This window comes from Kitasatospora sp. CB01950 (assembly GCF_001905465.1).
GTDB lineage: Bacteria > Actinomycetota > Actinomycetes > Streptomycetales > Streptomycetaceae > Kitasatospora.
This window is the reverse complement of record NZ_LISX01000015.1, coordinates 17,847-39,770: the sequence shown is the minus strand read 5'-3', so window position 1 is coordinate 39,770 and position 21,924 is coordinate 17,847. Positions and strand designations below refer to the sequence as shown.

Genomic DNA, 21,924 nt, shown 5'->3' with positions numbered 1-21,924 from the left:
TACGATAGGTCGATAGCACCGGTTCATCTCTGAGTGAGGTCTTACGTGTCCACCACCCCCACCACCGCAGACCAGCCGCAGATCGGTACCGCCCGGGTCAAGCGCGGCATGGCCGAGCAGCTCAAGGGCGGTGTGATCATGGACGTGGTCAACGCCGAGCAGGCGAAGATCGCCGAGGACGCCGGCGCGGTGGCCGTCATGGCGCTGGAGCGGGTGCCCGCCGACATCCGCAAGGACGGCGGCGTGGCCCGGATGTCCGACCCGAACATGATCGAGGAGATCATCGACGCGGTCTCCATCCCGGTGATGGCCAAGTCCCGTATCGGCCACTTCGTCGAGGCCCAGGTCCTGCAGTCGCTCGGCGTCGACTACATCGACGAGTCCGAGGTCCTGACCCCGGCCGACGAGATCAACCACTCCGACAAGTGGGCCTTCACCACCCCCTTCGTCTGCGGCGCCACCAACCTGGGCGAGGCCCTGCGCCGCATCGCCGAGGGCGCGGCCATGATCCGCTCCAAGGGCGAGGCCGGCACCGGCAACGTCGTCGAGGCCGTCCGTCACCTGCGCCAGATCAAGAACGAGATCGCCAAGCTGCGCGGCTTCGACAACAACGAGCTGTACGCGGCCGCCAAGGAGCTGCGCGCCCCGTACGAGCTGGTCCGCGAGGTCGCCGAGCTCGGCAAGCTGCCGGTCGTGCTGTTCTCCGCCGGTGGCGTGGCCACCCCGGCCGACGCCGCGCTGATGCGCCAGCTGGGCGCCGAGGGCGTCTTCGTCGGCTCCGGCATCTTCAAGTCCGGCGACCCGGCCAAGCGTGCCGCCGCCATCGTGAAGGCCACCACCTTCTTCGACGACCCGAAGATCATCGCCGACGCCTCCCGCAACCTGGGCGAGGCCATGGTCGGCATCAACTGCGACACCCTCCCGGAGTCCGAGCGCTACGCCAACCGCGGCTGGTAATCACCCCGCGCGTCCGGCCCGCCGTGCTTCCGGGTACGGCGGGCCGCTGCGTGGAGTCCCGGATCACAGGTTCGAGAACGAAGAGGTAGTGACAGACCGTGAGCACCCCCACCATCGGTGTCCTCGCCCTGCAGGGCGACGTCCGTGAGCACCTGGTGGCGCTGGCCGCCGCCGACGCGCTGGCCCGGCCGGTCCGCCGCCCCGAGGAACTCGCCGAGGTCGACGCCCTGGTGATGCCCGGCGGCGAGTCCACCACCATCTCCAAGCTGGCGGTCCTGTTCGGCCTGATGGACCCGCTGCGCGAGCGCGTCCGGGCCGGCATGCCGGTCTACGGCACCTGCGCGGGCATGATCATGCTGGCCGACAAGATCCTCGACGGCCGGGACGACCAGGAGACCGTCGGCGGCATCGACATGACGGTCCGCCGGAACGCCTTCGGCCGCCAGAACGAGTCCTTCGAGACCGCCATCCCGTTCGCCGGCATGACCGGCGAGCCGGTCACCGGCGTGTTCATCCGCGCCCCCTGGGTCGAGTCGGTCGGCGCGGGCGTCGAGGTGCTGGCCGAGGTGCCCGCCGCCGACGGCCCGGACGCCCGGATCGTGGCCGTCCGCCAGGGCAACCTGCTGGCCACCTCCTTCCACCCGGAACTGACCGGCGACCACCGCGTCCACGAGTACTTCGTGCGGATGGTCGAGGCGGCCGCCCGCTAGGCGCGGCGCTGTGACCGTGTGCCACCTCGCAGTGCGGCACCGGTAAGATCTCCCCTGTTCATTTCCCATTGGCGACGAAAAGGAGCTGGCGATGTCCGGCCACTCTAAGTGGGCTACCACCAAGCACAAGAAGGCCGCGATCGACGCCAAGCGCGGCAAGCTCTTCGCCAAGATGATCAAGAACATCGAGGTGGCGGCGCGCACCGGCGGCGGCGACCCCGCGGGCAACCCGACGCTCTACGACGCCATCCAGAAGGCGAAGAAGAGCTCCGTCCCGATCGACAACATCAACCGGGCCGTCAAGCGCGGCTCCGGTGCGGAGGCCGGTGGCGCCGACTACTCGACGATCATGTACGAGGGCTACGGCCCGAACGGCGTGGCCGTCCTGATCGAGTGCCTCACCGACAACCGCAACCGCGCGGCCTCCGACGTCCGCGTCGCGATGACCCGCAACGGCGGCAACATGGCCGACCCGGGCTCGGTGTCCTACCTGTTCAACCGCAAGGGCGTCGTGATCGTCCCCAAGGCCGACGGCGTGGACGAGGACAAGGTCCTCGACATCGTGCTGGACGCCGGCGCCGAAGAGGTCAACGACCTGGGCGAGGCCTTCGAGGTCATCTCCGAGGCCACCGACATGGTCGCGGTCCGCACCGCGCTGGTCGACGCGGGCGTCGACTACGACTCCGCCGACGCCAACTTCGTCCCCAGCATGCAGGTCGAGCTGGACGCCGACGGCGCCCGCAAGATCTTCAAGCTGATCGACGCGCTGGAGGACAGCGACGACGTGCAGAACGTCTTCGCCAACTTCGACGTCTCGGACGAGATCATGGCCGAACTGGACGCCTGAGTCCGCTCGTTCTCCTGGCTCTTCCGCCCGGTGGCTGCTCGCGGCCGCCGGGCGGAGGCGTGTCCGGGGACGGTTGTCGGTGGCCGGGGGTAGCCTTCCCGGGTCGGAGAGAGGTGGGGCAGGGCTCGTGCGAGTGCTGGGTGTGGACCCTGGGCTGACCAGGTGCGGCGTCGGAGTCGTCGACGGGCTGCCCGGGCGGCAGTTGACGATGCTCGGCGTGGGCGTGGTGCGGACGCCGCCGGGGGACGAGCTCGGGCCGCGACTGCTCGCCGTCGAACAGGGGCTGGAGGAGTGGCTCGACCGCTACTCGCCCGAACTCGTCGCCGTGGAGCGGGTGTTCGCGCAGCACAACGTCCGCACGGTGATGGGCACCGCGCAGGCCTCGGCCGTCGCCGTGCTCTGCGCGACCCGCCGGGGGATCCCGGTCACCCTGCACACCCCCAGCGAGGTCAAGGCGGCGGTCACCGGCTCGGGGCGCGCCGACAAGGCGCAGGTCACGGCCATGGTCACCCGCCTCCTCCGGCTCGACGCCCCGCCCAAGCCCGCCGACGCGGCGGACGCGCTGGCGCTCGCCATCTGCCACATCTGGCGCGGCGGCACGACCAACCGCCTGACGGCGGCGATCAAGGCTCACGCGAGTGGCGGCAGTTGGCACGGCACCCAGTCCGGGGAGCCGCCCGAGCAGCAGGCAGCCGCACCCCGGGCGGCGTACGGCAGAGTGCCCGGTCGCTCGCGCAGTACCCCGCGCCCCTGACGGGGTGAACCGTCGCAGGTCCCGAAAAGTTCAACCCCCGAGAGGAAACGACTTCACCGTGATCGCCTTTGTGCAGGGGCCCGTTGCCGTGCTGGGGGCCGGGGTGGCCGTGGTGGAGGTCGGGGGGGTGGGGATGGCGGTGCAGTGCACGTCGTCCACCCTGGCGGGGTTGCGGGTGGGGGAGGTCGCGCGGTTGGCGACGTCGCTGGTGGTGCGGGAGGACTCGTTGACGCTGTTCGGGTTCGCGGACGACGACGAGCGGGCGACGTTCGAGGTGCTGCAGGCGGCGCCGGGGGTCGGGCCGAAGCTGGCGCAGGCGATCCTCGGGGTGCACTCGCCGGAGGCGTTGCGGGTCGCGGTGGCCGGCGGCGACGAGAAGGCGCTGATCGCGGTGCCGGGCATCGGCAAGGCGAAGGCGGCGAAGCTGCTGCTGGAGTACAAGGACAAGCTGGGCGCCCCGCACGGCACGGTGCCGGCGCAGAAGCCGGTGGCGACCGGGCCCGCGCCCTGGCACGAGCAGCTGCATTCGGCGCTGGTGGGCCTGGGCTACGCTCCGCGGGAGGCGGACGAGGCGGTGTCCAGGGTGACGCCGGACGCCGAGGCGCAGGCCACGCCGGACGTGGGCGCGCTGCTGCGCCTCGCGCTGCGCGGGCTGAACCGGGCCCGCTGAGCATCGCCGAAGCAATCCGACGATCTGTCACCAAGTCGACAATGGGAGCCGTTTTCCGATGAATCCGTACGAGTCCGAGCCCGCCGACCGCCTGGTGACGGCGTCCGCCGACGGCGAGGACCAGGCGGTGGAGGCGGCGCTGCGGCCGCGGCTGCTGGAGGAGTTCATCGGCCAGGAGCGCGTCCGCGAGCAGCTCTCGCTGGTGCTGCAGGCGGCCCGTCAGCGCGGCGCGGCGCCGGACCACGTGCTGCTGAGCGGCCCGCCCGGGCTGGGCAAGACCACGCTGTCGATGATCATCGCGGCGGAGCTGAACGCGCCGATCCGGATCACCTCCGGCCCGGCGATCCAGCACGCGGGCGACCTGGCGGCGATCCTGTCCTCGCTGACCGAGGGCGAGGTGCTGTTCCTCGACGAGATCCACCGGATGTCCCGGCCCGCCGAGGAGATGCTCTACATGGCGATGGAGGACTTCCGGGTCGACGTGATCGTCGGCAAGGGCCCGGGGGCGACCGCGATCCCGCTGGAGCTGCCGCCGTTCACGCTGGTCGGGGCGACCACCCGGGCCGGCCTGCTGCCGCCGCCGCTGCGTGACCGGTTCGGCTTCACCGGGCACATGGAGTTCTACGCGCCCGCCGAGCTGGAGCGGGTGGTGCACCGCTCGGCGGGCCTGCTGGACGTGGAGATCGACCCGGCCGGCGCGGCGGAGATCGCGGGGCGCTCGCGCGGCACTCCGCGCATCGCCAACCGGCTGTTGCGCCGGGTGAGGGATTTTGCGCAGGTCCGCCACGACGGCATGGTCACCCGGGAGATCGCCACCCGGGCGCTCGAGGTGTACGAGGTGGACGCGCGTGGTCTGGACCGACTGGACCGCGCGGTGCTGGAGGCGCTGCTGAAGCTTTTCGGCGGCGGACCGGTCGGCCTGTCCACGCTCGCGGTCGCGGTCGGGGAGGAGGCCGAGACGGTCGAGGAGGTCGCCGAGCCGTTCCTGGTAAGGGAAGGCCTGCTCGCGCGTACCCCGCGCGGGCGGATCGCGACGGCGGCGGCGTGGCAGCACCTCGGGCTGGTTCCGCCGCAGTCGGCGCGGGCGCCGCGCGGGGCGCAGCCCGAGCTGTGGGCGGGCGGCCAGGCATAACCGCGCTGCCTTATCGGCGGTTTATGTCCATGCCAAGGCTCGCCACTTTCGGCGGCACACTGGCATGCTTGGCGTTGTCCGTTCAGTGCGGGTCGCCTAGACTCCGCCGGACCGCCCCTCTCGCCCGACGGGCCGACGTACACGCACTGGCCGCCCCGACCGGTGGCCGACAAAGGACCCTGGCTGTGAAACTCATTCTCTTCGTTCTTCCGCTGCTGCTGATGCTGCTGCTGTTCCGTTCGCAGAAGAAGCGGCAGGACCAGATGCAGAACGTGCAGAGCTCGATGCAGCCGGGCTCGGGTGTTCGCACCATCGGCGGCATGTACGCGACGATCAAGGCGGTCAACGACGAGACCGTCGAGCTGGAGCTCGCTCCCGGCGTGGTGGCCCACTTCACCAAGGGCGCCATCGCGGCGGTCCTGGAGCCGCTCGAGTACGACGCGATCATCAACGGCCGTCCGGCCGAGGACGAGTCGGAGGGGGACGCTGTCGAGGCCGCCGAGGGCACGGACGGCGACGAGAAGCCGCTGAGCCTGTCCAAGGACGGTGCGAAGGCCGACGCCGAGGCTCCCGAGAGCAAGTAGTACGGCCGGGGGGGCCTTTCTTCCCCGACCAGCGGCATCCGCCGCAAGCCCACAGGACCTCTTGGGCCGCCGTGCGTCCGTCTTGTCCGGGCCCCCGCCGTGCGTGGGGGCCCGGGGCCGGCCGCCGGGCGGCATGGACAGGGAGAAACGAACAAGGTGGCAACACCCAAGTCGCGGTCGCGCGACGGAAACCCGGGGCGGGCGCTGGCGCTCATCCTGGTGGTCACCGTCGGCCTGGTGGCCCTCATGTTCGGGACGGGCAACACCAAGCCGCGTCTCGGTATCGACCTCGCCGGTGGCACCAGCGTCACGCTGACCGCCAAGTCGGACGATCCTTCCGCGATCAACAAGGCAAATCTCGACACCGCGGTCGGCATCATCCAGAAGCGTGTCAACGGCATGGGTGTCTCCGAGGCTGAGGTCCAGACCCAGGGCAACAGCAACATCATCGTCAACATCCCCGATGGTGGTAACACGCAGGAGTCCATCGACAAGGTCGGTGACACCGCGAAGCTGTACTTCCGCCCGGTCCTGGCCACCGCGCCGAGCGGCGTGAGCGCCCAGCCGCAGCAGAGCGGCGAGCCGTCGACGGCTCCCAGCGGCTCGGCCAGCCCGTCCGCCTCGGGCAGCGCCTCCGCGCCGGCCTCGCCGAGCTCCTCGGCCAGCAAGGCCGGCCGTGCCGTGTCCGGTGCCCTGCAGGTCGACCCGACCACCCCCGCGAGCGGCTCCGCCTCGGCCCCCGCCGCCTCCGGCTCGGCCGCCCCGAGCGCCGGTGCCAGCACCCCGGCGGCCAACCCGGCCGACGTGAGCGCCGCCCTGACCCAGGGCGCCGTCCCGGCCGGGCTGCAGCAGCAGTTCACCGCGCTGGACTGCTCGGTCAAGGAGCAGCGGAAGAACTACCAGCCCACCGACCCGAACGCGCCGACCGTGGCCTGCTCGTACGACGCGGAGCAGGGCCTCTGGTACAAGTTCGCGCTCGGCGGTGTCGCCGTGAACGGCCAGGACGTCTCCAAGGCGCAGGCCGTGTACGACACCCAGAGCGCCAAGGGCTGGATGGTCGACCTGTCGTTCAACGACGCCGGCTCCAAGGCCTTCGCGGACACCACCGGCAAGCTGGCCACCCAGCCGACCCCGGCCAACCAGTTCGCCATCGTGCTGGACGGCCAGGTCGTCTCGCACCCGTACGTGTCCGAGTCGATCACCGGCGGCAGCGCGGTCATCTCCGGCACCTTCACCCAGGACGACGCCAAGTCGCTGGGCAACGTGCTCAGCTACGGCGCCCTCCCGCTGGACTTCGTGAAGAGCGACGTCACCACCGTCTCCCCGCAGCTCGGCTCCGACCAGCTGAAGGCCGGCCTGATCGCCGGTCTGATCGGCATGGTGCTGGTGGTCGTCTACTCGCTGATCTACTACCGCGGTCTGGGCCTGATCTCGATCGCCGGTCTGGTGGTCTCCGCGGTCCTGACCTGGTCGATCATGAGCCTGCTGGGCGCCGGCGTCGGCTTCGCGCTGAACCTGCCCGCGGTCTGCGGCGCGATCGTCGCGATCGGTATCACCGCCGACTCGTTCATCGTGTACTTCGAGCGCATCCGGGACGAGGTCCGCGAGGGCGCCCAGCTGCGGCCCGCCGTGCAGCGAGCCTGGCCGCGGGCCCGGCGCACCATCCTGGTGTCGGACTTCGTGTCCTTCCTGTGTGCCGCGGTGCTGTACCTGGTGTCGGTCGGCAAGGTGCAGGGCTTCGCCTTCACCCTGGGTCTGACCACCCTGCTCGACGTCGTGGTGATCTTCCTGTTCACCAAGCCGCTGATCACGCTGCTGGCCCGCACCAAGTTCTTCTCCAGCGGTCACCCCTGGTCCGGCCTGGACCCGAAGCGGCTCGGCGCCCGTCCGCCGATTCGCGGCTCCCGCCGCCGTCCCGCTCCCTCCCAGCAGACCCAGGAGGTCTGACCCATGTCGCTCCGCAACATCGGTCACCGCCTCTACCAGGGCGAGGTCTCGTTCGACTTCGTCGGCAGGCGGAAGCTCTGGTACTCGATCTCCGCGGTGATCGTCCTGGTGGCCGCGATCGGCCTGGCCATGGGCCTGCACCTGGGCATCGAGTTCAAGGGCGGCTCGGTCTACACCGTGCACAAGCCCGGGCTGACGGTCTCGCAGGCCAAGGACGTCGCCAACAAGATCACCGGCTCCAACACCGCGCTGGTGCAGACCACGGACAAGGGCGACGTCCGGGTCCAGATCAGCGCCGAGGAGTCGGTGTCGGCGACGACCTTCACCAAGGAGTTCTCGCAGGCCGTCGGCGTCGAGGAGAAGGACATCAACGCCCAGGTGATCGGCCCCTCCTGGGGTGCCGACATCTCCAAGAAGGCGTTGACCGGCCTGGTCATCTTCATGGTGCTGGTGACCGTCTACCTGGCGATCGCCTTCGAGTGGCGGATGGCGCTGGCCGCGCTGGTCGCGCTGATCCACGACCTGCTGATCACCATCGGCGTGTACGCCCTGGTCGGCTTCGAGGTCACCCCGGGCACCGTGATCGGCTTCCTGACCATCCTCGGCTACTCGCTCTACGACACGGTCGTCGTCTTCGACACCGTGAAGGAGAACACCCGGGGCCTCACCAAGCAGTCCCGCCGCACCTACAGCGAGGCCGCCAACCACGGCCTCAACCAGACCCTGGTGCGTTCCATCAACACCACGGTCGTGGCGCTGCTGCCGGTCTCGGCGCTGCTGTTCATCGGCGGCGGCCTGCTGGGCGCGGGCACCCTCAACGACATCTCGCTGGCCCTGTTCATCGGCCTCGCCGCCGGCGCCTACTCCTCGATCTGCGTCGCCACCCCGCTGCTCGCGCAGCTCAAGGAGCAGACCCCGGAGATGAAGGCCCTGGTCAAGCGGGTCATGCAGCGCCGGGCGTCCGAGGCCAGGGCGGCCGAGGAGGCCGAGGCCCGCGGCGAGGACGTGATGATCGACGAGGAGCTCGCGGCAGGTATGGTCGGACAGCGCAACCAGCCGACCGGCCGTGCCCGGGGCAAGGGCCGGCCGTCCGGCAAGCGCTGAACCCCGCCTAATCAAGGAACCCCCGTGACCTCCACCACCGACCCCGCCCTGACCGAGCTGCTCAACAGCCGGATCCGGGACGTGCAGGACTACCCGAAGCCGGGCGTCCTGTTCAAGGACATCGCCCCCCTGCTGGCCGACGCCGAGGCGTTCGGCGCGCTGACCCGGGCGCTGGCCGAGCGGGCGAAGGAACTCGGCGCCACCAAGGTGGTCGGCCTGGAGGCACGGGGGTTCGTCCTGGCCGCGCCCGCGGCGTTCGCCGCCGGACTCGGGTTCGTCCCGATCCGCAAGAAGGGCAAGCTGCCCGGCGACGTGTTCTCCCGCTCGTACGACCTGGAGTACGGGTCGGCGACGCTGGAGGTGCAGTGCGACGCGTTCGAGCCCGGCGAGAAGGTGCTGGTGGTGGACGACGTACTGGCCACCGGCGGCACCATCGCCGCCTCGCTGGACCTGGTCCAGGAGGCCGGCGCCGAGCTGGTGGGCGTCGTGGTGCTGATGGAGCTCGGCTTCCTGACGGGGCGTGAGAAGCTCGCCTCGCACCTGCACGGTGCGCCGCTGGACACCCTGGTCGTGGTCTGAACGACCGACCGCTTCGCAGCCGCCCGGGAACAGATTCCGTTCCCGGGCGGCTTTTGCTGGGGCCGGTCCGGCCCAGGGGCGTCGGCCGAACGCGGAAGCCCGTGGTACCGCCGGTACGATGAAGGTTGATCCGTCCGCACGTAGGAGTGTCCTTGCCCGACGAGGTTGTGCCCACGGCTGCGACTGCCAGTTCCCGCCCTTCGCCCGGCGGGATGCGCGCTCGCCTCGCTCGGCTGGGCGGACAGCGCAGTTCGATGGTCAACCCGGTGCTGGAGCCGCTGTTCCGGACCATCCGGGCCAATGACCCCAAGGCCGACCCGGCCCTGCTCAAGGACATCGAGCGCGCGTACGCGGTGGCCGAGAAGTGGCACCGCGGGCAGAAGCGCAAGAGCGGCGACCCGTACATCACCCACCCGCTGGCGGTGGCGACCATCCTGGCCGAGCTGGGCATGGACGCGCCGACGCTGATGGCGGGCCTGCTGCACGACACCGTCGAGGACACCGACTACGGCCTGGAGACGCTGCGGCACGACTTCGGCGACTCGGTGGCGCTGCTGGTCGACGGCGTCACCAAGCTGGACCGGGTCAAGTTCGGCGAGGCGGCGCAGGCGGAGACCGTCCGCAAGATGGTCGTCGCGATGGCCAAGGACCCGCGGGTCCTGGTGATCAAGCTCGCCGACCGCCTGCACAACATGCGCACCATGCGCTACCTGAAGCGGGAGAAGCAGGAGAAGAAGGCCCGCGAGACGCTGGAGATCTACGCCCCGCTGGCGCACCGGCTGGGCATGAACACCATCAAGTGGGAGCTGGAGGACCTGGCGTTCGCCATCCTCTACCCCAAGATGTACGACGAGATCGTCCGGCTGGTGGCCGAGCGCGCCCCGAAGCGCGACGAGTACCTGGCGACCGTCATCGACCAGGTGCAGGGCGACCTGCGCGGGGCGCGGATCACCGCGCAGGTGACGGGCCGGCCGAAGCACTACTACTCGGTCTACCAGAAGATGATCGTCCGGGGCCGGGACTTCGCCGAGATCTACGACCTGGTGGGCATCCGGGTCCTGGTCGACACCGTCCGCGACTGCTACGCGGCGCTGGGCACCATCCACGCGCGGTGGAACCCGGTGCCGGGGCGGTTCAAGGACTACATCGCGATGCCCAAGTTCAACATGTACCAGTCGCTGCACACCACGGTGATCGGTCCGGGCGGCAAGCCCGTCGAACTGCAGATCCGCACCTTCGACATGCACCGCCGCGCCGAGTACGGCATCGCCGCGCACTGGAAGTACAAGCAGCGGGCGGTGGCCGGCGCGTCCAAGGTGCGCACCGACACCCCGACGCACAAGCGGCAGCACGACAAGGCCGACGCGGTCAACGAGATGGCCTGGCTGCGGCAGCTGCTGGACTGGCAGAAGGAGACCGAGGACCCGAGCGAGTTCCTGGAGTCGCTGCGCTTCGACCTGTCCAGCAACGAGGTCTTCGTCTTCACCCCGAAGGGCGACGTGATAGCGCTGCCCGCGAAGGCCACCCCGGTGGACTTCGCGTTCGCGGTGCACACCGAGGTCGGCTACCGGTGCATCGGCGCCCGGGTGAACGGCCGCCTGGTGCCGCTGGAGTCGACGCTGGAGAACGGCGACACCGTCGAGGTGTTCACCTCCAAGGCGGAGAACGCCGGCCCGTCCCGGGACTGGCTGAGCTTCGTCAAGTCGCCGCGGGCCCGCAACAAGATCCGCGCCTGGTTCTCCAAGGAGCGCCGCGAGGAGGCGATCGAGCAGGGCAAGGAGGCGATCGCCCGGGCGATGCGCAAGCAGGGCCTGCCGATCCAGCGGATCCTCACCGGGGACTCGCTGGTCACGCTCGCCCACGAGATGCGCTACCCGGACATCTCCTCGCTGTACGCGGCGATCGGCGAGGGCCACGTCGCCGCGGCGGCGATCGTGCAGAAGCTGGTCCAGGCGATGGGCGGCGAGGACGGCGCGGTCGAGGACCTCGCCGAGACCGCCACGCCGTCGCACCAGCCGCGCTCGATGCGCCGCCGGGCCAAGGGCGACCCGGGCATCATCGTCAAGGGCGTCGACGACCTGTGGGTGAAGCTGGCACGCTGCTGCACGCCGGTGCCCGGCGACCCGATCGTCGGCTTCGTCACCCGCGGCAACGGCGTCTCGGTGCACCGCGCGGACTGCGTCAACGTGGAGTCCCTGCAGCAGCAGCCCGAGCGGATCATCGACGTGGAGTGGGCGGCCACCCAGTCCTCGGTCTTCCTGGTGGCCATCCAGGTCGAGGCGCTGGACCGCTCCCGGCTGCTGTCCGACGTCACCCGGGTGCTCTCCGACCAGCACGTCAACATCCTGTCCGCGGCGGTGCAGACCTCCCGCGACCGGGTCGCGATGAGCCGGTTCACCTTCGAGATGGGCGACCCCAAGCACCTCGGCCACGTGCTGAAGGCGGTGCGCGGCGTCGAAGGCGTCTACGACGTGTACCGGGTCACCTCCGCGCGCAACAAGTAGCACTTCCGGGTGCAGGCCGCCCCCACCCCGCCGACACTGGCCGGGTGGGGGCGGCCCGCTGATATCCGGAGGCACCGTGCACACGACTCGGACGATGACGGCAGTGGCGGGCGCGGCGGCGGCCGTGGTGGCGCTGACGGCCGGCTGCGGCGGCTCCGGCCACCCCACCGGCCCGGGCGCCGCAGGCACCCGGGCGGCCGGTACCACGACCGCCGCAAGCTCCGCGCCCGGCCCCGACAACGGCGCGGCGGCCCAGCAGCCCGCCGAGATCCTGCAACGCTCCGCCCAGGCGCTCCGGGACGCCCGCTCGGTCCGGGCGGTCGGCACGGTCGCCGGCGGCGGAGCGCCGATCACCATGGACCTGCGCCTGGACCTCGACGGCAACTGCACCGGCACGCTCAGCGAGAGCGACGTCGGCGGCCTCCAGGTGGTCAAGGCCGGCCAGCAGCTGTGGATCAAGCCCGACCAGGCGTTCTGGCAGAACCACGGCGGCTCCGCGATGGCCGACGCGGTCGGCGACCGGTACCTGAAGACCACCAGCGACGACCCCGACTTCGGCGAGGTCACCGGCCTGTGCGACCTCGGCTCGCTCGCCGACCAGCTCGGCGCCGCCGACGACCTGACCAAGGGCGCCACCAGCACCGTCCAGGGCCGCCCGGCCGTCGCCCTCAGCCGCACCACCGACGGCGGCACCACCGTCACCCTGTACGTGGCCACCGACGGGCAGCCGGTGCCGCTGCGACTGGAACAGGAGGCGGGAACCGTCGACTTCAGCGAATTCGGCACCCCCGTGCCGTCCGCCACCCCCGGCCCGGACCAGAGCGTGGACATCGACCAGATCCAGCCCGAGGCCAGCCCGACCACCGTCTGAGCGCCCGGACGACGAAGGGCCCGGCCGCCTCCACGGCGACCGGGCCCTTCGCTGACGTCACCTCAGGAGGTGAACTCCTGCAGCGACTTCTGCGCCTGGTCGAGCAGCGCCTGACGGCCGGCCAGCTCGGCCTCCAGCTTGGCGGCCCTCGACGCGTTGCCGGTCGCGCGGGCCTTGTCCAGGTCCGACTGCAGCTTGTCGACGGCGGACTGCAGCAGCGTGGTCATGCCGGTGGCGCGGGCGCGGGCCTCCGGGTTGGAACGCTGCCACTCGGCCTCCTCGGCCTCGCGGACGGCGCGCTCCACCGTGCCCAGCCGACCGTCCAGCTTCGGACGGGCGTCGCGCGGGACGTGACCGATCGCCTCCCAGCGCTCCGAGACCTCGCGCAGCGCGGCCTTGGCGGCCCTCAGGTCGGTGATCGGCAGGATCGCCTCGGCCTCGACCAGCAGCTCCTCCTTGGCCTTCTGGTTCTCGGCCTGCTCGGCGTCACGCTCGGAGAACGTGGCGGACCGGGCCTGGAAGAAGACGTCCTGGGCGCCGCGGAAGCGGGCCCACAGCTCCTCCTCCGCCTCGCGCTGGGCGCGGCCGGCGGCCTTCCATCGGGTCATCAGATCCCGGTAGGCGGCCGCGGTCGGGCCCCAGTCGGTGGAGTCGGCGAGCTGCTCGGCCTCGGCGACCAGCTTCTCCTTGACCGCGCGGGCCTGGTCGCGCTCCGAGTCCAGCGCCGCGAAGTGCGCCTTGCGGTGCTTCGAGAACACCGAGCGGGCGTGCGAGAAGCGGTGCCACAGCTCGTCGTCGCTCTTGCGGTCCAGGCGCGGCAGCGCCTTCCAGTTGTCGACCAGGGCGCGCAGCCGGTCGCCGGCCTCCCGCCACTGGTTGGACTCGGCGAGCTGCTCGGCCTCGGCGACCAGCGCTTCCTTGGCGGCGCGGGTCTCCTCCTGGGCCTTGGCCCGGGCGGCCTTGCGCTCGGTCTGGCGGGTCTCGATCTCCCCGGCCAGCGTGTCCAGGCGCTTGGCCAGCGCGGCCAGGTCGCCGACCGCGTGCGCCTCGGTGACCTGCGCGCGCAGGTGCTCCAGCGCGGTCTGCGCCTCCTTGGCGGCCAGGTCGGTCTTGCGGACCCGGTGCTCCAGGAGCGCGGTCTCCGCCTCCAGGCCCTGGAACTTGCGCTCGAAGTAGGCGAGGGCCTCCTCGGGGGAGCCGGCCTGCCAGGAGCCGACCTGGCGTTCGCCGTCGGCCGTCCTCACGTAGACGTTCCCCTGCTCGTCGACACGGCCCCACGGATCGCTGCTCACAGCGCCTCCTCCACATGACACCGCGCCCACGGGCGTTGGCGTCGTCCACAGTTGATGTGCGGCGGACCGATGAAGCCCGCCGTCCCGAGCCGTCGTTGTCGTGCCGAGGGTGACGGCCGACGGTCTGGGCACCCTATACAACAGCAACATAGGCGACCAGCGCCGGTGCTGTCCGCATCCGGCACTGGTCGATTTTCGCGGCGGGTCAGCCCTTGGCGGCGGTGATGGCCGCGACGTTGACCGGGGTGGCCGGGGCGCCGTCCGTCGTGCTGCCGGTCGCGCCGGGCGTCACGCCGGCGGCGGCGACCTTCTGCAGCACGTCCAGGCCGCCGGTGATCTTGCCGAACGGCGTGTAGTTGGGCGGCAGCTGGGTGTCCTTGTAGACCAGGAAGAACTGGCTGCCGTTGGTGTTCGGGCCGGCGTTGGCCATCGCCACGGTGCCCGCCGGGTAGGTCGCGCCGGTCAGGTTCTCGTCGGGGATCTCGTAGCCCGGGCCGCCGGAGCCGGTGCCCGTCGGGTCGCCGCACTGCAGCACGAAAATGCCCTCGGTGGTGAGGCGGTGGCACTTGGTGTTGTCCCAGAAGTGGTCACCGGCCAGGAACACGAAGGAGTTGACGGTGTGCGGGGCCTTCGCCGCGTCCAGCGTGAAGGTCACCTTGCCCGCCGAGGTGTCCATCGACGCCGTGTACGACGCCTTGGCGTCGATCGACATGGGCGGCTCGGCCGCGTACTTGCCGCTCTTCGACGGGGACGGGGTCGGCGCGGCGGCGGCCTTCTTGTCGTCCTTCTTGTCGTCCGAGAACGAGCAGCCGGTCGCCAGCGCGCCGATGCCCGCCAGCGCCACCACGGCCGCGATCCCGCCGACCAGCGTGTTGCGCTTCCTGCGCTTCGCCGCCGCCTCGACGCGCGCGTCCATCTGGCGCTTGTACTTCTCGCGGGCGAGTTCCCGCCGACGCTGTTCGCTGCTGACCACCGGGTGTGTCTCCTACTGCGCTGTGGGACCTGGGGAGTTGTCGTTGTCGTGTGCGCATCCTCGCACCCGTCGGCGGCCAAGTGTAGGGACCCTGCGCGTCAGCTCGGGATCAACGCCACATGAGAAAGGCCTGAACGCGCGCGGGAACCGGTTCGCCCGCTGCCCCGTGCCGCCGGTAGGCTGCGGGGGAAAGAAGACCGCCACCGCATGAAACGAAGGACTCGCGTGTTCGTCGCCGGATTCCCTGCCGGAGCCTGGGGCACCAACTGCTACCTGGTCGCTCCCGCCGCCGGTGAGGAGTGCGTGATCGTCGACCCCGGGCACGAAGCGGCAAGCGGCGTCGAGGAGTTGATCCGCGAGCACCGCCTCAAGCCGGTCGCGGTCCTGCTCACCCACGGGCACATCGACCACGTCGCCTCGGTGGTCCCGGTCTGCGGAGCCACCGGCGTCCCGGCCTGGATCCACCCCGAGGACCGGTACATGATGGCCGACCCCGAGAAGGCCCTCGGCCGCTCCCTCGGCCGGCAGCTGATGGGCTCCCTCACCGTCGGAGAACCGGACGACGTCCGCGAGTTGACCGACGGCGCCGTGCTCGAACTGGCCGGCCTGCAGCTCACCGTCGACCATGCGCCCGGCCATACCAAGGGGTCGGTGACGTTCAGGACGCCCGCCGCAGCGGACATCCCTCCGGTGCTGTTCTCGGGCGACCTGCTGTTCGCCGGCTCCATCGGGCGTACCGACCTCCCGGGCGGAGACAGCGGAGCGATCATGCGCTCGCTGGCCCGGGTGTGCCTGCCCCTCGACGACGCGACCGTGGTGCTCTCCGGCCACGGCTCCCAGACCACCATCGGCCGAGAGCGCGCCACCAACCCCTACCTCCAGCAGGCAGCGGGGGCGGTCGGCGCCCCGGCCTTCCCGCGACGAGGAATGTGACGGAAGAGAAGTTGAGCACCTTCACCGCCCCCAAGGGCACCTACGACCTGCTGCCGCCCAGTTCGGCGACCTTCCTGGCGATCCGCGAGGCGATCGCCGCCCCCGCGCGCCGGGCCGGCTACGGCTACATCGAGACCCCGGTCTTCGAGGACGTGAAGCTCTTCTCCCGCGGCGTCGGCGAGTCCACCGACATCGTCACCAAGGAGATGTACAACCTGACCACCCGCGGCGGCGACGAGCTCGCGCTGCGCCCCGAGGGCACCGCCTCCGTGCTGCGCGCCGCCCTCCAGGCGAACCTGCACAAGCAGGGGAACCTGCCGGTCAAGCTCTGGTACTCGGGCAACTACTACCGCTACGAGCGGGCGCAGAAGGGCCGGTACCGCCAGTTCTCGCAGGTCGGCGCGGAGGCCATCGGCGCGGAGGACCCGGCGCTGGACGCCGAGCTGATCATCCTCGCCGACGACGCGTTCCGCTCGCTCGGGCTGTCGAACTACTCGCTGCTGCTCAACAGCCTCGGCGACAAGCAGTGCCGCCCGGTCTACCGCGCCGCGCTGATCGAGTTCCTGTCCGGTCTCGACCTGGACGAGGACACCCGCCGGCGCGCCGAGATCAACCCGCTGCGCGTGCTGGACGACAAGCGCGAGTCGGTGCAGGCCCAGCTCACCGACGCCCCCATGCTGCGGGACTTCCTCTGCGAGGACTGCAAGGCGTACGACGAGAAGGTCCGGGAACTGCTCACGTCGGCCGGGGTCGCGTTCGTCGACGACCCGAAGCTGGTCCGCGGTCTGGACTACTACACCCGCACCACGTTCGAGTTCGTGCACAACGGCCTCGGCGCCCAGTCCGCGATCGGCGGCGGCGGCCGGTACGACGGCCTGTCCGAGATGATCGGCGGACCGGCACTGCCCTCGGTCGGCTGGGCACTCGGCGTGGACCGCACCTTCCTGGCGCTGGAGGCGGAGGGCATCGCCCTCGACCTGCCCGCGACCACCGAGGTGTACGCCGTCGCACTGAGCGAAGAGGCGAAGAACATCCTGTTCTCCACCACGGTGGAGCTGCGCCGGGCCGGTGTGGCCACCGACCTCGCGTTCGGCGTCAAGGGCATCAAGAACGCCATGAAGTCGGCGGACCGATCCGGCGCCCGGTTCGCCGTGATCGCCGGCGACCGGGACCTCGCCGACGGCGTGGTCCAGCTCAAGGACATGACCACCGGCGAGCAGACCCCCGTCGCTCTCGACGCGCTCGTCACCACCCTGAAGGAGAAGCAGCTGTGATCCGCACGCACGACGCGGGCACGCTCCGACCGGAGCACGCCGGCACCACCGTCACCCTGGCCGGCTGGGTGGCCCGCCGCCGTGACCACGGCGGCGTGGCCTTCATCGACCTGCGCGACGCCTCCGGCACCGTGCAGGTCGTGGTCCGCGACCTGGAGTCGGTGCACGGGCTGCGCTCCGAGTACTGCGTGAAGGTGATCGGCGACGTCCGGGTCCGCCCCGAGGGCAACGAGAACCCGGACATCCCGACCGGCGCCGTCGAGGTCGTCGTCGAGTCCATCGAGGTGCTGTCCGAGGCCGCGCCGCTGCCGTTCCAGGTCGCGGAGTACGAGCCCGGGTCGGTCAACGAGGAGGTGCGGCTCCGCTACCGCTACCTCGACCTGCGCCGCGAGGGCCCGGCCCGCGCGCTGCGGCTGCGCTCGAAGGTCAACCACATCATCCGCACGGTGATGGAGGAGAACGACTACCTCGACATCGAGACGCCGTACCTGACCCGCTCCACCCCCGAGGGCGCCCGCGACTTCCTGGTCCCGGTCCGCCTCCAGCCCGGCCACTGGTACGCGCTGCCGCAGTCCCCGCAGCTGTTCAAGCAGCTGCTGATGGTCGCCGGCATGGAGCGCTACTACCAGATCGCCCGCTGCTTCCGCGACGAGGACTTCCGCGCCGACCGGCAGCCGGAGTTCACCCAGCTGGACATCGAGGCCTCGTTCGTCGACCAGGAGGACATCCTGGCGCTCGGCGAGAAGATCATCGCCGCGATCTGGCGCGAGGTGCACGGGTACGAGATCCCCAACCCGCTGCCGCGGATGACGTACGCGGACGCGATGTCCCGCTACGGCTCCGACAAGCCGGACGTCCGCTTCGGCCAGGAACTCACCGACCTCACCGAGTACTTCAAGGGCACCGAGTTCCGGGTCTTCCAGGCCCCGTACGTCGGCGCGGTCGTCATGCCCGGCGGCGCCTCGCAGCCCCGCAAGCAGCTCGACGCCTGGCAGGACTGGGCGAAGGCCCGCGGCGCCCGCGGCCTCGCGTACGTCCTGGTGGACGCCGAGACCGGCGAGCTGCGCGGCCCGGTCGCCAAGAACCTGTCCGAGGAGCACCTGGCCGGCCTGGCCGCCGCCGCCGGCGCCAAGCCCGGCGACGCGGTGTTCTTCGCGGCCGGCAAGAAGACCGCCTCGCAGGAGCTGCTCGGCGCGGCCCGCCTGGAGATCGGCCGCCGCTGCAAGCTGATCGACGAGTCCCAGTGGGCCTTCCTCTGGGTCGTGGACTTCCCGATGTTCGAGCCCATCGAGGACGACAAGGGCGAGTTCCAGGGCTGGCACGCGGTGCACCACCCGTTCACCGCGCCGACCGCCGAGTCGCTCGCCACCTTCGACACCGACCCGGGCAGCGCGCTCTCCAACGCGTACGACCTGGTGCTCAACGGCTCGGAGCTGGGCGGCGGTTCGATCCGTATCCACCAGCGCGACGTGCAGAAGCGGGCGTTCGACGCGATCGGCCTCTCCGAGGAGGAGGCGGCCTCGCAGTTCGGCTTCCTGCTGGACGCCTTCAACTACGGCCCGCCGCCGCACGGCGGCATCGCGCTCGGCCTGGACCGCGTGGTCACCCTGCTCGGCGGCTACGACACCATCCGGGACGTCATCGCCTTCCCGAAGACGTCCACCGGTGGCGACCCGCTGACCGGCGCCCCCACCCCGATCACCCCGGCCCAGCGCCGGGAGGCCGGCGTGGACGCCAAGCCGAAGTCCAAGGACGCGGCCAAGGCGGAGGCCGAGACCACCGCCTGACAACCCGTCAGTAACTGACGGTAGATCACGATTCGTTCCGGCCCCGGTCGGTGCGCGCCTACCAGGAGTAGGCTCGCACCGCCCGGGGCCGGATCGCTGCACAACGGGGTGCAGGGCGCAAGAAGGGTCAAGGATGACCGTACGAACCAGAGTCGAACTCCCCACCGACACCGCCGAGACCCGGCGCGTCCACATGGCGGCCTTCCCAGGCCCCGAAGAGGCGGACCTGGTGGACGCGCTGCGCCGCGACTCCGCCTTCCTGCCGGAACTCTCCGTGGTCGCCGTCGACGACCGCGAGGTCGTCATCGGCCACGCCCTGCTCACCCGGCTGCGGATCGGCAACGGCAAGGGGCTCGCCCTCGCGCCCGTCGCCGTCGCCCCCGAATGGCAGCGCAAGGGCGTCGGCACCGCCGTGGTGCGCGCGGCGCTCACCGCCGCCGCGGAGGCCGGCGAGCGCGTCGTGGTGGTCCTCGGCGACCCCGGCTACTACGGCCGGTTCGGCTTCGCGCCCGCCTCCGGGCACCGCATCACCGGCCCGTTCGACGTCCCCGACACGTACTTCCAGGCGCTTCCGCTGCCCGGCGCGGACGGCGTCCCGCACGGCGCGTGCCGCTACCCCGCGCCGTTCACCGAACTCTGACGCGAGTGGCCGCCGGCCGACCTGCGGGGACCACCGGCGGCCACTAGCCTGAGCGATCATCATCTGTACGGTGATCGGAAGGTGTGCGAAGTGGCGGACCCCAAGCGCGGCAAGAAGAGCGGCGGCGCCAAGCGCGCCCAGCGCATGCCCAAGCGGATCTACGAACCCGAACTGCTCCGGCTCCAGCAGGAGCTGGTCAAGATGCAGGAATGGGTGCGCGTCGAGGGCGTCCGGATGGTCGTGATCTTCGAAGGCCGGGACGCCGCCGGCAAGGGCGGGGTGATCAAGCGCGTCACCGAGTACCTGAACCCGCGCACCGCGAGGATCGCGGCGCTCCCCGCCCCGACCGAACGCCAGCGCGGGCAGTGGTACTTCCAGCGCTACGTCGAGCAGCTTCCGGCGGCGGGGGAGATGGTCCTCTTCGACCGGTCCTGGTACAACCGGGCGGGCGTGGAGAAGGTGATGGGCTTCTGCACGGACGAGGAGTACTGGCAGTTCCTGCACCAGTGCCCCACCTTCGAGCGGATGCTCATCGAGGCGGGGATCCTGCTGCGGAAGTACTGGTTCTCGGTCAGCGACGTCGAGCAGGAGCGGCGCTTCCGGGACCGGCTCGACGATCCGATGCGGCAGTGGAAGCTCTCGCCGATGGACGTCGAGTCGATCACCCGGTGGGAGGACTACTCGCGGGCGAAGGACGAGATGTTCGTCTACACCGACATCCCGGAATCGCCGTGGAACGTGGTCGACAGCGACGACAAGCGGCGGGCCCGGCTCAACATGATCGCGCACCTGCTCTCGACCGTCGCGTACCACGAGGTGGTCCGACCGGCGATCACGCTGCCGCCGCGGCCGGAGCCGCGGGGGTACCAGCGGCCGCCGCGGGACCTCCAGAAGTACGTGTTCGACCACGCGGCGACGCTGCTCGCGAAGTAGCGAACCGGCGGCCGCTGTCTTCGCGCCCGTTTCGCATAGGGTTGCGTTCCGTGGACGAGCCCGACCTTTTCACGCATGCAGCCGAGGAACGCCAGAGCACCGAGCCGGGGCGCGCCCCGCTCGCGGTGCGGATGCGGCCGCGGACCCTGGACGAAGTGGCCGGGCAGCAGCAGCTGTTGAAGGAGGGGTCGCCGCTGCGCAGGCTGGTCGCGGGGGCGAAGGGGCCGGCCGCGACGAGCTCGGTGATCCTGTGGGGGCCGCCGGGGACGGGGAAGACCACGCTGGCGCATGTGATCAGCCGGGCGGTGGAGGGGCGGTTCGTCGAACTCTCGGCGATCAGCCACGGCGTGAAGGAAGTCCGCGCGGTGATCGACGGCGCCCGGCGGGCGGTCGGGATGACCGGGCGGGAGACGGTGCTGTTCCTGGACGAGATCCACCGGTTCTCGAAGGCGCAGCAGGACTCGCTGCTGCCCGCCGTGGAGAACCGCTGGGTGACGCTGATCGCGGCGACCACCGAGAACCCGTACTTCTCGATCATCTCGCCGCTGCTGTCGCGTTCGCTGCTGCTGACGCTGGAGTCGCTGACCGACGAGGACATCCGGACGCTGCTGCGCCGGGCGACCGTCGACGAGCGGGGGCTCGGCGGGAGCGTGGAGCTGGGCGAGGAGGCCGAGGACCACCTGGTGCGGATGGCCGGGGGCGACGCCCGGCGGGCGCTGACCATGCTGGAGGCGGCGGCGGGGGCGGCGCTGGAGCAGGGCGAGCGCGTGCTGACGCTCGCGGCGACCGAGACGGCGGTGAACCAGGCGGCGGTGCGGTACGACCGGGACGGCGACCAGCACTACGACGTGGCGAGCGCGCTGATCAAGTCGATCCGGGGCAGTGACGTGGACGCCACGCTGCACTACCTGGCGCGGATGATCGAGGCGGGGGAGGACCCGCGGTTCATCGCCCGGCGGCTGATGATCTCGGCCAGCGAGGACATCGGCCTGGCCGACCCGACGGCGCTGTCGACGGCGGTGGCGGCGGCGCAGGCGGTCGCGCTGATCGGGTTCCCGGAGGCGCGGATCATCCTGTCGCAGGCGGCGATCGCGCTGGCGCTGGCGCCGAAGTCGAACGCCGCGTACCTGGCGATCGACGCCGCGCTGGCGGACGTCCGGCAGGGGCTGGCGGGCGCGGTGCCGGCGCACCTGCGGGACGCGCACTACGGCGGGGCGAAGAAGCTCGGCCACGGGAAGGGCTACCAGTACCCGCACGACCTGCCGGAGGGCATCGCCGCGCAGCAGTACGCGCCGGACGCGGTGCACGGCAAGGAGTACTACCGGCCGACCAGGCGCGGGGGCGAGGCCCGGTACGCGGAGATCGCGGAGTGGACCAGGGCCCGGCTCAAGGGCGAATGAACTGCCTGTAGACTGTCCGCAGTGTGTCCCGGG

Annotated in this window: 20 protein-coding genes; 18 read left to right on the top strand and 2 right to left on the bottom strand. The window is 71.1% G+C overall.

The window, feature by feature from the left end; all coding sequences use genetic code 11:
- The first annotated feature begins 45 nt into the window (after positions 1 to 45).
- The 12 genes from pdxS to AMK19_RS28865 all read left to right on the top strand — a co-directional run bounded on the left by pdxS (position 46) and on the right by AMK19_RS28865 (position 12,659).
- A complete protein-coding gene (gene pdxS, locus AMK19_RS28920) occupies positions 46 to 957 on the top strand; it encodes a pyridoxal 5'-phosphate synthase lyase subunit PdxS (RefSeq protein ID WP_073817016.1) in 912 nt (303 codons plus the stop codon).
- A 98-nt stretch (positions 958 to 1,055) separates the two neighbouring features.
- The gene (pdxT, locus tag AMK19_RS28915; protein WP_073817013.1) at positions 1,056 to 1,667 is read left to right on the top strand and encodes a pyridoxal 5'-phosphate synthase glutaminase subunit PdxT; all 612 of its coding nucleotides are present in this window, start codon (positions 1,056 to 1,058) and stop codon (positions 1,665 to 1,667) included.
- 91 nt (positions 1,668 to 1,758) lie between these two features.
- Positions 1,759 to 2,514, top strand: coding sequence for a YebC/PmpR family DNA-binding transcriptional regulator (locus AMK19_RS28910; protein ID WP_073817010.1), 756 nt, complete (start codon positions 1,759 to 1,761; stop codon positions 2,512 to 2,514).
- 127 nt (positions 2,515 to 2,641) lie between these two features.
- Positions 2,642 to 3,268, top strand: a complete 627-nt coding sequence (ruvC, locus tag AMK19_RS28905) for a crossover junction endodeoxyribonuclease RuvC (protein WP_073817007.1) — start codon at positions 2,642 to 2,644, stop codon at positions 3,266 to 3,268.
- Between the two features lie 58 nt (positions 3,269 to 3,326).
- Positions 3,327 to 3,938, top strand: a complete 612-nt coding sequence (gene ruvA, locus AMK19_RS28900) for a Holliday junction branch migration protein RuvA (RefSeq protein WP_073817005.1) — start codon at positions 3,327 to 3,329, stop codon at positions 3,936 to 3,938.
- 58 nt (positions 3,939 to 3,996) lie between these two features.
- Positions 3,997 to 5,070, top strand: a complete 1,074-nt coding sequence (ruvB, locus tag AMK19_RS28895) for a Holliday junction branch migration DNA helicase RuvB (RefSeq protein WP_073817002.1) — start codon at positions 3,997 to 3,999, stop codon at positions 5,068 to 5,070.
- Between the two features lie 185 nt (positions 5,071 to 5,255).
- On the top strand, positions 5,256 to 5,654 hold the full coding sequence (yajC, locus tag AMK19_RS28890) for a preprotein translocase subunit YajC (RefSeq protein WP_158071962.1): 399 nt from the start codon (positions 5,256 to 5,258) through the stop codon (positions 5,652 to 5,654).
- Between the two features lie 156 nt (positions 5,655 to 5,810).
- Positions 5,811 to 7,601, top strand: coding sequence for a protein translocase subunit SecD (gene secD / locus AMK19_RS28885; RefSeq protein WP_073817001.1), 1,791 nt, complete (start codon positions 5,811 to 5,813; stop codon positions 7,599 to 7,601).
- Positions 7,602 to 7,604: 3 nt separating this feature from the next.
- Positions 7,605 to 8,705 (top strand): protein translocase subunit SecF, encoded by a 1,101-nt coding sequence (gene secF / locus AMK19_RS28880; protein ID WP_073816998.1) that lies wholly within the window; start codon positions 7,605 to 7,607, stop codon positions 8,703 to 8,705.
- A gap of 24 nt (positions 8,706 to 8,729) precedes the next feature.
- Positions 8,730 to 9,284: an adenine phosphoribosyltransferase gene (locus AMK19_RS28875; RefSeq protein WP_073816995.1), complete on the top strand. Its 555-nt coding sequence runs from the start codon at positions 8,730 to 8,732 to the stop codon at positions 9,282 to 9,284.
- Between the two features lie 212 nt (positions 9,285 to 9,496).
- Positions 9,497 to 11,788 carry a RelA/SpoT family protein gene (locus tag AMK19_RS28870; RefSeq protein WP_073816994.1) on the top strand — a complete coding sequence of 764 codons (2,292 nt, stop codon included), beginning with the start codon at positions 9,497 to 9,499 and terminating at the stop codon, positions 11,786 to 11,788.
- A gap of 94 nt (positions 11,789 to 11,882) precedes the next feature.
- Positions 11,883 to 12,659, top strand: a complete 777-nt coding sequence (locus AMK19_RS28865) for a hypothetical protein (protein ID WP_143200458.1) — start codon at positions 11,883 to 11,885, stop codon at positions 12,657 to 12,659.
- 62 nt (positions 12,660 to 12,721) lie between these two features.
- Here AMK19_RS28865 and AMK19_RS28860 read toward each other — a convergent pair whose 3' ends face one another.
- Both AMK19_RS28860 and AMK19_RS28855 read right to left on the bottom strand, forming a co-directional pair.
- Positions 12,722 to 13,951, bottom strand: a complete 1,230-nt coding sequence (locus tag AMK19_RS28860; RefSeq protein WP_073816991.1) for a DUF349 domain-containing protein — start codon at positions 13,949 to 13,951, stop codon at positions 12,722 to 12,724.
- A 205-nt stretch (positions 13,952 to 14,156) separates the two neighbouring features.
- Positions 14,157 to 14,924, bottom strand: coding sequence for a peptidylprolyl isomerase (locus AMK19_RS28855; protein ID WP_073816989.1), 768 nt, complete (start codon positions 14,922 to 14,924; stop codon positions 14,157 to 14,159).
- A gap of 225 nt (positions 14,925 to 15,149) precedes the next feature.
- Here AMK19_RS28855 and AMK19_RS28850 point away from each other — a divergent pair, with 225 nt between their 5' ends.
- From AMK19_RS28850 to AMK19_RS28825, 6 genes are all read left to right on the top strand, one after another.
- Positions 15,150 to 15,857, top strand: coding sequence for an MBL fold metallo-hydrolase (locus AMK19_RS28850; RefSeq protein ID WP_073816986.1), 708 nt, complete (start codon positions 15,150 to 15,152; stop codon positions 15,855 to 15,857).
- A gap of 11 nt (positions 15,858 to 15,868) precedes the next feature.
- Positions 15,869 to 17,131 carry a histidine--tRNA ligase gene (gene hisS / locus AMK19_RS28845; protein WP_073816984.1) on the top strand — a complete coding sequence of 421 codons (1,263 nt, stop codon included), beginning with the start codon at positions 15,869 to 15,871 and terminating at the stop codon, positions 17,129 to 17,131.
- Positions 17,128 to 18,918, top strand: a complete 1,791-nt coding sequence (gene aspS / locus AMK19_RS28840; RefSeq protein ID WP_073816981.1) for an aspartate--tRNA ligase — start codon at positions 17,128 to 17,130, stop codon at positions 18,916 to 18,918. Before hisS ends, aspS begins: the two co-directional genes overlap by 4 nt.
- A 133-nt stretch (positions 18,919 to 19,051) precedes the next feature.
- Positions 19,052 to 19,558 carry a GNAT family N-acetyltransferase gene (locus AMK19_RS28835; RefSeq protein WP_073816979.1) on the top strand — a complete coding sequence of 169 codons (507 nt, stop codon included), beginning with the start codon at positions 19,052 to 19,054 and terminating at the stop codon, positions 19,556 to 19,558.
- A gap of 144 nt (positions 19,559 to 19,702) precedes the next feature.
- Positions 19,703 to 20,491 carry a polyphosphate kinase 2 gene (gene ppk2 / locus AMK19_RS28830; protein WP_073817310.1) on the top strand — a complete coding sequence of 263 codons (789 nt, stop codon included), beginning with the start codon at positions 19,703 to 19,705 and terminating at the stop codon, positions 20,489 to 20,491.
- Between the two features lie 50 nt (positions 20,492 to 20,541).
- Positions 20,542 to 21,891, top strand: coding sequence for a replication-associated recombination protein A (locus tag AMK19_RS28825; RefSeq protein WP_073816976.1), 1,350 nt, complete (start codon positions 20,542 to 20,544; stop codon positions 21,889 to 21,891).
- The last annotated feature ends 33 nt before the right edge of the window (positions 21,892 to 21,924 follow it).